This is a genomic window from Atlantibacter sp. MEI4A-1023, from assembly GCF_056155425.1.
This window is the reverse complement of sequence record NZ_CM149568.1, coordinates 3,011,520-3,025,061: the sequence shown is the minus strand read 5'-3', so window position 1 is coordinate 3,025,061 and position 13,542 is coordinate 3,011,520. Positions and strand designations below refer to the sequence as shown.

Sequence of the window (13,542 nt, the reverse complement as noted above, 5' to 3'; positions counted from 1 at the left end):
CTCTTTCTAAGATTCATCCTATGAGAAAAAATAACCGAAATGAATTACTTACCGTGAGGATTACGGGTGCTCTGACCGGTGAAATTGCGCATCAGCAGCGCAAATTCCAGCGCTAAATCCTGAGGAACCGGCATCCAGACGGTATAACCATCTCCCGGCGCCACGTCCATTTTTTCGCCTTTGGCGTTTTCCAGATGCTCAAGGGTGAAGTTGATGTTGCCCTGCGGGGTCATCAATTCCAGGCTGTCGCCAACCGAGAATTTGTTTTTCACCTTTACTTCCGCCAGCTCACCGCGACGCTCACCGGTAAACTCACCGACAAACTGCTGGCGATCGGATACCGAGAAGCCGTATTCGTAGTTCTGATAATCGTCATGGGTATGACGGCGCAGGAACCCTTCGGTATAGCCGCGATGCGCCAGGCCTTCCAGCGTCTCCAGCAGGGTAGGGTCGAACGGTTTACCCGCTGCGGCGTCATCAATGGCGCGGCGGTACACCTGGGCGGTACGGGCGCAGTAGTAGAACGATTTGGTGCGGCCTTCGATTTTCAGCGAATGCACGCCCATTTTGGTCAGGCGTTCCACATGCTGAATAGCGCGCAGATCTTTCGAGTTCATAATATAGGTGCCGTGCTCGTCTTCGAACGCGGTCATGTATTCACCAGGGCGCTGGGCTTCTTCCACCATAAACACTTTGTCGGTCGGCGCACCGATACCCAGCGTTGGCTCGATGGTCTGCACCGGGATCGGCTCGTGGACGTGCACGATATTACCCATATCATCCTCTTTGCCTTCTTTGACGTTATATTCCCAGCGGCAGGCATTCGTGCAGGTGCCCTGATTCGGGTCGCGCTTATTGATATAGCCGGACAACAGACAGCGGCCAGAGTAGGCCATGCACAGCGCGCCGTGAACGAAGATTTCAATCTCCATATCCGGCACTTGTTCGCGGATTTCGGCGATCTCTTCCAGCGACAGTTCGCGGGATAAAATCACTCGCGTCAGGCCCATTTGTTTCCAGAATTTCACTGTTGCCCAGTTAACGGCGTTGGCTTGCACCGACAAATGAATATCCATTTCCGGGAAGGCTTCGCGCACCATCATGATCAGGCCTGGATCGGACATAATCAGTGCATCCGGCCCCATGTCGATGACCGGTTTCAGGTCGCGGATAAAGGTTTTCAGCTTGGCGTTATGCGGCGCGATATTCACCACCACGTAGAATTTTTTGCCCAGCGCATGGGCCTCGTTGATGCCGAGCTGTAAGTTTTCGTGATTGAATTCGTTATTGCGCACCCGCAGGCTGTAACGAGGCTGGCCGGCATACACGGCGTCCGCGCCATAAGCGAAAGCGTAACGCATGTTTTTCAGCGTTCCCGCCGGGGAAAGAAGTTCGGGTTTAAACATGGTGTTCTCGTTCTGATGTCAGGTCAGAACCGCCTCACCGGGTGGGGCGGCTTGGGGGAAGGTTATCCCCACATTGAAGGCGGGAATTGTAGCGTCGGGATGCGCTGAGGTAAAGCGCGGCGCGATAGCGGGAGACTTAACGTTACGCATAATAAATAACAAAAGCCCTGGCATCGACGGCAAGGGCTTTATTTTATACACATACCTTAAAATTCTCTGGATAGCGTAATATACCCGTTAAACCTTATTGAGCATTCATCTTTATTCATAAGGCTGGTTGCTATAAAAACAGCTTTCTTTTTGTCTTTGTTAAAGTAGGTGTATTGGGCGGTGATAGACTTGACTTCATTCTCATACAAACTGGAAAAGAAAATTCTGTTATAGGTATCCTCTGTTTTATCTTTTTCAGGATATTTATTGAAATCAATCCTTGCCAGATATTCAGCATATGTCTTAGATATTGGCGTGATGTCTAATACTTTTACTTGTGTTTTTTCGCGTGCAATAGTTGATGTGTCTATTTTTAATTGCTTTGATAATGCATCAAAAAGAGATATTTCCATTGAGGCACCGGCAGTCGCACATCCGTAATTTTTAGCATATGACAACATTGGTAAAAAAGTTACCAGGATAATCAACGATTTTTTCATGTTAATCCTCTACTACCAGTATTTTGTCAGTACTATCATTAATAATTTTACGTTCGGATAAATTTAAGATTATGCATCCATCAGAAGCATCTAAGGGGTGTGCAACGCTATTCCCATGGATCATGAAACCATCGCGACCACACATCTGATTTTCGATAAAAGGTGTAAGTTTCATTGTGTAAGCTTTTGTTTTATGATGATAGAAGTTCGAGCAAGGAATTTGAATAGCTAAAGGCGAGTTTAAAACCAGTATCGGTAATGTCTAATATTGCTATGTGTTTTTTTAGATCTATTTGTACGCTGATGTTTCATCGATACATGCCAATAATTCATTTCGGCATGTTATGGTTTATGGACTGATAAAACGAATACTTTTTCTCAAATTCTAAATAGCCCACGTTTACATGGGCATTATTGTGATGAGATTTACATTAAACGACAGGCGTCTGCTTCCCAGCGATACCCAACGCCGTACACCGCACGAATAAACGACTGTTCTTCGTCGAGGGCTTCCAGCTTGCGGCGCAGGTTTTTGATATGGCTGTCGATAGTGCGGTCAGTCACCACCCGGTAATCGTCATACAGCTGGTTCAGCAACTGCTCGCGGGAAAACACTTTCCCCGGCTCGTGCGACAGGGTTTTCAGCAGCCGAAATTCAGCGGGCGTCAGGTCTAATACTTTATTGCGCCAGCTCGCCTGGAAACGCCCTTCGTCTACCACCAGCGGGCTTTCGGCATCCTGCTTCGCCAGATCTTTTTGCGGTTTGCAGCGGCGCAGAATCGTTTTCACACGCGCCACCACTTCCCGTGGGCTGTACGGCTTGCAGATATAATCATCCGCGCCAATTTCCAGCCCCAGCAGGCGGTCAATCTCTTCGATTTTGGCGGTGACCATCACAATCGGCACCTCGGAAAAACGGCGGATTTCCCGGCATAGCGTCAGCCCGTCGACGCCCGGCAGCATCAAATCCAGCAGGATCAGCGACGGCGGCGTCTGGCGCACATAATTTAATACTTTATCGCCATGGTCGATAAGCGTCGGCGCATAGCCTGCCGCCCGCAGATAGTCGATTAACAGTTGCCCCAGCTTGGGCTCGTCTTCCACGATCAGAATGCGTGGCGTGTTTTCATCTATCGGTAGCTCTGTCATGCGTCTCTCGGTAATTCGTCGTCGAGGGGTAGCGATACAGTAACGCTAATCCCCCCTAAAGGGGAGTGGTCGGCGCGCAGCGTGCCGTTATGGGCGGCGACGATATTGGCGCAGATCGCCAGCCCCAGCCCGGAGCCGCCGCTGGCGCGGTTGCGCGATCCTTCGGCGCGGTAAAAGCGCTCAAACAGCTTGCCGAGCTGGGCGTCGGTAACGCCGGGGGCGCTGTCGGAAAAGGCCAGCGCCAGGGTGTGAGCATCTGTGCGCCCGTGGATCTGCAATCCGCCGCCCGCGTCGGTATAGCGCAGGCTGTTTTCCAGTAGGTTATTGAACAACTGCATCAGACGATCGCCATCGCCGAACACCACCGCATGGTCGGGGAGCGACAGCGAAATCGTCAGCCCACGCGCCAGAAAACGTTCGCGGAACGCGCCCGCCGCCACTTCCAGCAGGTTGACGATATCCACCGGCGCTTTCTGGTATGCCAGCGCGCCTTCGTCGGACAGCGAAAGCTGGTGCAAATCATCCACCAGCTTGGTCAGGGTGGCGACTTCCGCCTGCAACGACGCCACCGACTCCGGGGTAAACTGGCGCACGCCGTCCTGAATCGCCTCCAGTTCGCCGCGCAGCACCGCCAGCGGGGTGCGCAGTTCATGGGAGATATCCGCCATAAAGTCGCGGCGCATCTGCTGGTTTTTCTCCAGCGTACTGGCGAGCTGGTTAAAATCCTGGGCCAGTTTGCCGAGTTCATCCTGGCTGTTGGTGGTGACCCGGGTCGAGAAATTTCCCGCCGCCAGTTGATGGGTGCCTTCCACCAGCCGCTTAACCGGAGCCAGCAGACCGCGCGCCAGCAGCAGCGTGGCCGCCGCCGCCAGCAGCGTTGACAGCGCGACAATCAACCAGCTGGTGCGCCGCTGCTGTTTGTCGAAATTGATATCGGTGGAGCGGGTCAGGCGCTCCACCGGTGAGGCGATCACCCAGCCGACGCTGGCGTTATTCACGGTAATCGCCCGGCGCATCCCGTCCGGCGGCACCGGCGAGCGCGGGCCAACCAGCACGGTCTGGTTTTCATCGACCACCCAGAACTGGGTGCGCCAGCCGTGGGGCGGCAGGCCGGTCGGGCGGCCACGCTCCTCGTCGGAATCCCGTTCGAGCGAGCGCAGGATTTGAAACACAAAGCGGTCGTTATGGCGTAAAAAGTGCCAGTTGCCGTGCAGGGCATACTGCTCGCCCAGCGCGTCGCTCAGCAGTTCCAGACGCTGGGCGTTACCGTGTTTGATGTAATCAATAAAACCGCGCTCAAAGCTAAACCGCACCGCCCAGTGCATGGTGATCAGCAACAAAATACAGGTGGCGAAAATCGCCAGAAACAGCTTTCCCGTAATGCCGGGCCGCCACAACTTCATTACTGACTCCTTCTGCGACGGGCGATCACCTCGTTTTTACGGGTGTCTTCTGGAACGCGGGTAAACACCAGCGCGGGCAGCGCGATAATCACCGCCATGCTGAGATAGGTATAAAGAAACACGCTGTGCGCCGAGTCCGGCGTCAGATGCTGATGGCCGAACGCGCCGAGCAGTAGCCCGGCGACGGTGACGCCGAGGCTCATGGAAAGCTGCATCACCATCGACAGCAGGCCGTTGCCGCCGCTGGCAAGCTGATCGGGTAGATCTTTCAGCGTCAGGGTATTCATGGTGGAGAAGCGAATCGCGTTGATCACGCCCTGCAACAGCAGTACCACTGGCAATACCCAAATCCAGCCCAGCAGCGCGGTGCCCATAAACAGTAGCGTCACCAGCGCCAGCGCGAGAGTAGAGAACACCAGCACCCGGCGGTAGCCGACGCGGTTAACGATCTGCACCACGATGCGCTTAATCCCCATGCTGCCGAGCACCATCGGGATCATCATTAACCCGGCGTGAAACGGCGAGAATCCCAGGCCGATTTGCAAAAATACTGGCGTCATAAATGGCAGCATCCCGCTACCGATGCGCCCGACTAAACTGCCCAACAACCCGATGGAAAAACTGCGCGTCTGGAACAGCTCCAGCCTGAACAGCGCCCGCTCGTTGCCCTGGGCGTGTTTGATGTACAGCCCCAGCGCCAGCAAACCGCCTGCCGCCATCAGGCCGATCCAGGCCACAGAAAGGCCGAGCGTTTTTTGCCCGTCCAGCGCCAGGGTTAACGCTGCCATCCCGAAGGCCAGCAGCAGGAAACCGGAGAAATCGAAGCGCCGGGTTTGCATGGTGTAATTGGGCATCAGCCACAGTGTGGCGATGGCACCGACAATCCCTACGGGCAGGTTAATTAAAAAGATCCAGTGCCAGGAGGCGTATTCCACCAGAATACCGCCCAGCGCCGGGCCGAGCAGCGGGCCAATTTGCCCCGGCAGGGTAACGAAGGTCATGGCCGCCATATACTGCTCGCGCGGCACGATTTTCATCACCGTCAGCCTGCCTACCGGCACCATCATCGCGCCGCCAATCCCCTGCACCACGCGCGCCATAATCAGCCCGTCGAGGGTACTGGCCTGGGCGCAAAACAGCGAGCCAAGGGTAAACAGCACGATGGCGCTAAAGAAGATATTGCGTACCCCCACGCGGTCGGCGAGCCAGCCGCTGGCAGGCAGCATCACCGCCACCGTCAGCACATAGGAAACAATCACCATATGCATATGCAGCGGATCTTCACCGAGACTCCGCGCCATCGAGGGCAGGGCGGTGTTCACAATGGTGGTATCCAGCGTTTGCATAAAGAAACCAAACGCCACAATCCACAGCTGCCAGCGCACACTTTTGGGCAATTCCGTCATCGGCTATTCACTCGTCGTTATGGCTTCACCTCCACGACGTTGACGCGTAAAGCGCAGTCGCAGTCGGTCGAAAAACAGATAAACCACCGGCGTGGTGTAGAGCGTCAACAGCTGGCTCATCACCAGACCGCCGACAATGGTGATGCCCAGCGGCTGGCGCAGCTCCGCGCCATCACCGCTGGAAATCACCAGCGGCAGCGCGCCAAACAGCGCCGCCAGCGTGGTCATCATGATTGGACGAAAGCGTAGCAGACAGGCCTGGAATATGGCCTGTTCCGGCGACAAATCGCCTTTACGCTGCGCTTCGATAGCAAAATCTACCATCATGATGGCGTTCTTTTTCACGATCCCGATCAACAGCATAATGCCGATCAACGCGATCAGGCTGAACGGCGCGTCGAATAGCGCCAGCGCCAGCAGCGCGCCGACTCCGGCCGAGGGCAGGGTGGAAAGGATTGTCAGCGGATGCACATAGCTCTCGTACAAAATCCCCAGCACGATATACACCGTGGCGATGGCCGCGAGGATCAGGAAAACCTGCGAGTTCATGGTGTCCTGGAACACCTGGGCGGTGCCTGCGTAGCTGCCGCGCACCGTGGAAGGCACGCCGAGCGAAGTCATGGTGCGGTCGATGGCGTCGCTGGCCTCGGATAACGACACGCCGGTGGGCAGGTTAAACGCGATGGTGGACGCCGCCGACAGGCCCTGATGGTTCACCGACAGCGGTGCGTTCGCCGGTTGCCAGTGGGCGAAGCTGGACAACGGGATCGGTTTGCCGTCGCTGTTGATGACAAACATCTGGTTCAGGGCGCTGATATCCTGGGTATAGCGCGGGTCGACCTGCATCACCACTTTGTACTGGTTCAGCGGCTGGTAGATAGTAGAAATCTGCCGCTGACCGAAAGCGTTGTTGAGCAGGCCGTTGGCGTCCTGCACACTGATCCCCAGCCGCGCCATGGTTTCGCGGTCGTAAATCAGGCTCATTTCCGCACCGTTGTCCTGCTGGTCAGAATTAACGTCCGCCAGCTCCGGCAGTGTCGACAGCGCCTGGCGAATTTTCGGCTCCCACTCGCGCAGCGCGGCTAAATCATCGGACAAAAGCGTGTACTGATAGCTGGCGTTAGACTGCCGTCCGCCGACCCGGATATCCTGCACCGCCATTAAAAAAAGGCTGGCGCCCGGCTCTTTGGCGAGCTTTTTACGTAGCCGGTCAATCACCTGCTGCGAGGTTTCATGGCGCTCGCCCAGCGGTTTCAGGGAGATAAACATCATCCCGCTGTTCACCCGCGAGCCGCCGGTAAACCCGGTGACGTTATCCACCGCCGGATCGTCGCGGATAATCTTCATAAAGTCTTCCAGCTTGCCGCGCATCGCCTGGAAGGAAATGCTCTGATCCGCCTGGATACCGCCCATCAGGCGGCCGGTGTCCTGCTCCGGGAAAAAGGTTTTCGGGATGGCGATATACAGCCAGATATTGAGCGCCATGGTCGCGAGCAGCACCACGCCCACCAGCCGGGTGTGGCGCAGCACCCAGTGCAGGGATGTAGCGTAACCCTCCTGCAAGGCCGTAAGCACCCGGCCAACCCCGCGTTTACGCGGCTGGGTGTGCGGTTTATTAGCTTTCAGCAGCCAGCCGCACATCATCGGCGTCAGGGTCAGGGACACCACCAGCGAAATGCCTATCGCCACCGAGAGCGTGACGGCGAATTCCCGAAACAGGCGGCCCGGCAGCCCGCCCATCAGCAGCAGCGGCAGGAACACCGCCACCAGCGACAGGCTCATAGACAGCACCGTAAAACCCACTTCCCGCACGCCCTGTAGCGCCGCCTGTAGCGGTTTAACCCCCGCCTCCAGGTGGCGGGAAATATTCTCCAGCACCACGATGGCATCATCCACCACAAAGCCGGTGGCGATGGTCAGCGCCATTAACGACAGGTTATTCAGGCTAAAACCACACAGGTACATCGCCGTAAAGGTGCCGATTAACGACACCGGCACCGCAATAGCCGGAATAAAGGTCGCGCGCCCGGAGCGTAAAAACAGAAACACCACCAGGATCACCAGCGCCACCGAGATCACCAGCGTCTGCTCCACTTCTTCAAGAGAGGCGCGAATGGTCGGCGAACGATCCAGGGCGATTTGCAGATCGATAGAGGCAGGGATGATTTCCCGCAGCTCCGGCACCCTGGCGCGGATGCGGTCCACAGTTTCGATAATATTGGCTTCCGGCGCTTTACGGATCATCAGCAAAATCGCCGGTTTGGCGTTGGTCATCCCGGCGTTGCGCACGTCCTGCACCGAGTCGGTGACCGTCGCCACGTCCTGAAGTTTCACCGCCGCGCCGTTGTGGTAATGGATAATCAGCGGCTGGTATTCCGCGGCGGTTTTCAGCTCGTCATTGGTCTGGATCTGCCAGCGCCGATCGTTATCTTCCAGGGCGCCCTGAGGGCGGCGCACGTTGGCGTTGCTGATGGCGGAGCGCACCGCGTCCAGCGACACGCCCTGGTTAAACAGCGCCTGGGGGTTAAGATCGACCCGCACTGCGGGCAGGGAACTGCCGCCGACGTCCACATCCCCGACGCCCTCGATTTGGGCAATGGTCTGCGCCAGTTGGGTCGAGGCGAAGTCGTACAGCGCTCCCTGGGACAACGTATCGGAGGTCAGCGTCAGAATGATGATCGGCGAATCGGACGGGTTGGCCTTGCGGTAAGTCGGGCGGCTCGGCATCCCGCTCGGCAACAGGCTCTGGGCGGCGCTGATCGCCGCCTGCACGTCGCGCGCCGCGCCGTTGATATCGCGGTCAAAATCAAATTGTAAAATAATCCGGGTACTGCCGAGCGAGCTGGACGAGGTCATCTCGTTGACCCCGGCGATGCGCCCTAAGGCGCGCTCCAGCGGCGTCGCGACCGATGACGCCATCGTTTCCGGCGACGCGCCGGGCAGCGAGGCGCTGACCATAATCACCGGGAAATCAACCTGCGGCAGCGGGGCCACCGGCAGCAGGCGAAAAGCCAGCACGCCGCACAGCGTGACTGCCAGCGTCAGCAGGATGGTGGCGACAGGCCGGTAGATAAACAGGGCGTAAAATCGCACTTACGCCTCCTCGGTTTTACGGCTAAAACGCGCCCGGGTGTAATGAGACAGGCGGTCAAACAGCAGGTAAATCACCGGGGTGGTAAACAGCGTCAGCACCTGGCTTACCAGCAGCCCGCCCACCATGCCGATGCCTAGCGGGCGACGCAGCTCCGCGCCAGCCCCGGTACTCAACATCAGCGGCAACGCGCCGAGCAGCGCGGCGAGTGTAGTCATCAGGATCGGACGAAAACGCAGCAGGCAGGCCTGGTAAATCGCGTCATAAGGAGACAACCCCTGCTCACGCTCCGCCGCCAGCGCAAAGTCGATCATCATGATGGCGTTTTTCTTGACGATGCCGATCAGCAGGATGATGCCGATAATCGCGATCACGTCCAGCTCGCTACCTGCCAGCATCAGCGCCAGCAGCGCGCCGACCCCCGCCGTAGGCAGGGTAGATAGAATGGTAATCGGATGAATAAAGCTCTCATACAGCACGCCGAGCACGATATACATCGCCACGACCGAGGCCAGGATCAGCCAGATGGTGTTGCCCAGCGCCGACTGGAAGGCGAGGGTGCTGCCCTGGAACGAGGTGGTGATGTCCGCCGGGAATTCAAGGGTTTTCTCGGCGTCCAGAATCGCGTTCACCGCCTGCTCCAGCGAATACCCGTCGGTCACATTGAATGAAATGGTGGTGGACGGGAACTGATCGAGATGGTTAATCGACATCGGCCCGTGGCGCTGCTCAACGTTAGCGATGGCGCTTAACGGCACGATGCCGCCGTCGGCGCTGGTCAAACGCACGGTCTCCAGCCCGCTGATGCCCGGCGTGGCGTGGGTATCGTGTTCAAGCACCACCCGATACTGGTTCGCCTGGGTATAAATGGTGGAAATCAGCCGCTGGCCGAAAGCGTTGTAGAGCGCGTTGTCCACGTCGCTCATGCTGATACCGAGACGGCTGGCGCTGTCGCGGTCGACGTTGACATACGCCACCAGCCCCTGATCCTGCCAGTCGCTGCTCACGTCCGACAGCGCGGGCAGAGTGGCGAGCTTGTCGATCAGCGCCGGAACCCAGGTGCTGAGCGCCTCCAGCGAGTTGGCCTGAAGGGTAAACTGGTACTGGGTGCGGCTGACCTGGGTATCAATAGTCAGATCCTGGGTGGGTTGCAGATACAGCGCCACCCCCGGCACGTTCGCTACCGCCTGTTGCAGTCGGGCTATCACCGGCTGGATACGGTCGTCGCGCTCATCCAGAGGTTTGAGATGGATTTGCAGTCGGGCGCTGTTCAGCGAAGCGTTGGTGCCGTCCACGCCGACGAACGACGTCAGGCTTTCCACCGCCGGGTCTTTTAAAATCACCTCTGCCACCCGCTGCTGGCGCTCCGCCATACTGGCGAATGACGCCGACTGCGGGGCCTGTAATGTGCCCTGAATAATGCTGTTATCCTGCACCGGGAAAAAGCCTTTGGGGATCATCATCCACAGCAGCACCGTCAGCGCCAGGGTGCCCAGCGCCACGCCGAGGGTCAACCACGGATGGCTCAGCACCCGTCTTAATCCGCGCCCGTAGCTTTCAATCACCCGGTCAAAGAAGCGCTCGCTGGCGCGGGAGAAGCGGTTTTGTTTGCGCAGCGATTCGTGGCTTAACATGCGGGCGCACATCATCGGCGTCAGCGTCAGGGAGACGATTGCCGAGATCAGGATCGCTACCGCCAGGGTAATGGCGAATTCACGGAACAACCGGCCAACGATATCGCCCATAAACAGCAGCGGGATCAGCACGGCGATTAAAGAGAACGTCAGGGAGATAATGGTAAATCCGATTTCTCCCGCGCCTTTTAACGCGGCGGCGAGCGGTTTTTCACCTTTCTCGATATAGCGCGAAATGTTCTCGATCACCACGATGGCGTCATCCACCACAAAGCCAGTGGCAATGGTCAGCGCCATCAGCGTCAGGTTATTGATCGAAAAATCGAAAAAGACCATCACCGCGAAGGTGCCGACCAGCGACAGCGGCACCGCCACGGCGGGAATAATGGTCGCCGGCACATTGCGTAAAAACAGATAGATAATCATCACCACCAGCGCGATCGCCAGCATCAGCTCGAACTGGGTGTCGGTCACCGAGGCGCGGATATTGGTGGTGCGGTCGGCCAGCAGTTTCACTTCCACCGATTTCGGCAAGCTCTGCGTCAGCGTGGGCAGCATCTGACGCACGCTATCGGCGGTGGCGATAATATTTGCGCCGGGCTGGCGCTGAATATTCATCACGATGGCCTGCTGCTTGTTGGCCCATGCGCCGAGCCAACGGTTTTCCGCGCCCTGTTCGATGGTCGCCACATCGCCTAAGCGGATCGCCGCGCCGTTCTGGTAAGCGATAATCAGGTTGCGGTATTCATCTGCCGACTTCATCTGGTCATTGGCGGAAAGAGTGATAGCGCGCTCCGGGCCGTCGAGACTGCCTTTCGCGGAATTGACGTTGGCATTGCTGATGGCGGTACGAACGGTTTCGCTGGTTACACCGAGAGCGGCCAGCGCCTGGGCATTAAGTTTGACCCGCACCGCCGGGCGTTGCCCGCCGGACAGCGTGACCAGCCCGACGCCGGAAACCTGGGAGATTTTCTGCGCTACCCGGTTTTCCACCATGTCTTCTACCTGGGTCATCGGCAGCGCACCAGACGTCACCGCCAGGGTCATAATCGGCGGGTCCGCAGGGTTAACTTTGCTGTACACCGGCGGGTTTGGCAGATCGTTGGGCAGCAGGTTGGTGGCGGCGTTAATGGCCGCCTGGACTTCCTGTTCCGCGACGTCCAGCGCTAACGAAAGCTGGAACTGAAGGGTGATGACGCTGGCGCCCCCGGCGCTTTGCGAGGCCATCTGCTTCAGGCCGGACATCTGGCCAAACTGGCGTTCCAGCGGCGCGGTAATCGCCGAGGTCACCACATCCGGGCTGGCACCCGGATACAGCGTCACCACCTGGATGGTGGGGTAATCCACTTCCGGCAGCGCCGAGACCGGCAGAAAACGGTAGCCCAACACGCCCGCCAGCATAATGGCGATCATCAGCAGCGTGGTGGCGACCGGGCGTAAGATAAACAGCCGCGACGGCCCGCCGGTAGCGCTCGGAGGTAACACCTGCATCAGGACTGCGCTCCCTGTCTTTTCTGTGTCGGGGCGTCGTTCGGCGAATCGGCCTGGGCGTTATGCGCTTCTACCACTTCCACGCTGGCCCCTTCGGTCAGGCGGTCTATCCCGTCAGTGACGACGCGATCCCCTGCCGACAGCCCGGCAGTAATCACCACTTTTTCACTGTCCTGAATGCCGGTGGTCACCGTGTGTTTGCTGACTTTGTTATCGCTGTTCAGCACCCAAACGAAATGGCCGTCGTTGCCCATTTGCAACGCGGCGGTGGGGATAACGATGGCGTCCTGTTGGGTATCTACCAGCATCCGGGCGTTAACGAACTGGTTAGGGAACAGCGCGTCATCCTGATTATCAAAGCGGCCCTTCAGCTTAATGGTGCCGGTGGTGGCGTCGATTTGGTTATCCAGGCTGAGCAGGGTGCCGGTACTGAGTTTCTGTTTGTTGGTGCGGTCCCAGGCTTCAACCGTCAGGGTTTTCCCGGCTTTTTGCGCCTGTACGATGGTAGCGATATCGCTTTCCGGCAGGGTAAACAGCACATCGATAGGATGCGTTTGGGTCAGCACCACAATGCCGTTGGTGTCACCGCTGGAAATCTGATTGCCAATATCCACCTGTTTTAGCCCGACGCGCCCATCGACCGGCGCGGTAATGCGGCTCCAGGTCAACTGCAACTGGGCGCTGGCAACGGCGGCTTCATCGGCTTTAAGGGTGCCGAGGGTTTCATTCACCAGCGCCTGTTGGGCATCAAGTTCCTGGCGCGAAACCAGATTAGTTTTGCTCAACTGCTGATAGCGCGCTAAATCGCGCCGGGCGTTGGCGAGCGTGGCTTTATCGCGGGCCAACTGGCCTTCGGCCTGGGCCAGCGCCACCTTAAACTGGCTGGGATCGATTTCCGCCAGCAGATCGCCTGCTTTCACCTGCTGCCCTTCCTGGAAGTGCAGCGCCATTAATTGCCCGTCAACCCGGCTGCGCACGGTAACGGTGTTTGCTGCCGTGATGGTGCCCAGCCCGGAAAGATAGCGGGGAACCGCTTCACTGACCGCCGTTGCCGCCTGTACCGGGGCGAGCGCCCCGCGCATGCCAGGGCGGCCACCGCCCGTTTTACGCTGCTGGCCGGAAGCCTGCTGACCCGACGCCGCGTCTGGTTTTTGAGCGTGCCAGTACCACAAGCCCGCTACGATGGCGATAACAATAACGATGGGCCACATCCAACGCGATAAACCAGTACCTTTCATAAGTTAAACGTCTTCTTATCCTGAAACGATTAGGCGTAATGATACTAGTTTAGAGATTATCGCCGGGAGAAAAA

8 protein-coding genes are annotated in these 13,542 nt (G+C 57.8%); all 8 read right to left on the bottom strand.

Going from position 1 to position 13,542, the window contains the following annotated elements:
- Positions 1 to 44: 44 nt before the first annotated feature.
- The 8 genes from trhP to ACVV26_RS14460 all read right to left on the bottom strand — a co-directional run bounded on the left by trhP (position 45) and on the right by ACVV26_RS14460 (position 13,468).
- Positions 45 to 1,406, bottom strand: a complete 1,362-nt coding sequence (gene trhP / locus ACVV26_RS14495) for a prephenate-dependent tRNA uridine(34) hydroxylase TrhP (RefSeq protein WP_474797872.1) — start codon at positions 1,404 to 1,406, stop codon at positions 45 to 47.
- A gap of 206 nt (positions 1,407 to 1,612) precedes the next feature.
- Positions 1,613 to 2,056 (bottom strand): Shiga toxin A subunit, encoded by a 444-nt coding sequence (locus tag ACVV26_RS14490; protein WP_312978505.1) that lies wholly within the window; start codon positions 2,054 to 2,056, stop codon positions 1,613 to 1,615.
- Between the two features lie 426 nt (positions 2,057 to 2,482).
- Complete coding sequence (gene baeR / locus ACVV26_RS14485) at positions 2,483 to 3,205, bottom strand: envelope stress response regulator BaeR (RefSeq protein ID WP_312978511.1); 723 nt, start codon at positions 3,203 to 3,205, stop codon at positions 2,483 to 2,485.
- A complete protein-coding gene (gene baeS / locus ACVV26_RS14480) occupies positions 3,202 to 4,608 on the bottom strand; it encodes an envelope stress sensor histidine kinase BaeS (RefSeq protein ID WP_474797870.1) in 1,407 nt (468 codons plus the stop codon). The genes baeR and baeS overlap by 4 nt, the downstream gene beginning before the upstream one ends.
- A complete protein-coding gene (locus ACVV26_RS14475; RefSeq protein WP_474797868.1) occupies positions 4,608 to 6,014 on the bottom strand; it encodes an MFS transporter in 1,407 nt (468 codons plus the stop codon). Before ACVV26_RS14475 ends, baeS begins: the two co-directional genes overlap by 1 nt.
- A gap of 3 nt (positions 6,015 to 6,017) precedes the next feature.
- A complete protein-coding gene (gene mdtC, locus ACVV26_RS14470) occupies positions 6,018 to 9,107 on the bottom strand; it encodes a multidrug efflux RND transporter permease subunit MdtC (RefSeq protein WP_474797866.1) in 3,090 nt (1,029 codons plus the stop codon).
- On the bottom strand, positions 9,108 to 12,230 hold the full coding sequence (locus ACVV26_RS14465; RefSeq protein ID WP_474797864.1) for an MdtB/MuxB family multidrug efflux RND transporter permease subunit: 3,123 nt from the start codon (positions 12,228 to 12,230) through the stop codon (positions 9,108 to 9,110). It lies immediately after the preceding gene.
- Complete coding sequence (locus tag ACVV26_RS14460; RefSeq protein ID WP_474797862.1) at positions 12,230 to 13,468, bottom strand: MdtA/MuxA family multidrug efflux RND transporter periplasmic adaptor subunit; 1,239 nt, start codon at positions 13,466 to 13,468, stop codon at positions 12,230 to 12,232. Before ACVV26_RS14460 ends, ACVV26_RS14465 begins: the two co-directional genes overlap by 1 nt.
- Positions 13,469 to 13,542 lie beyond the last annotated feature (74 nt).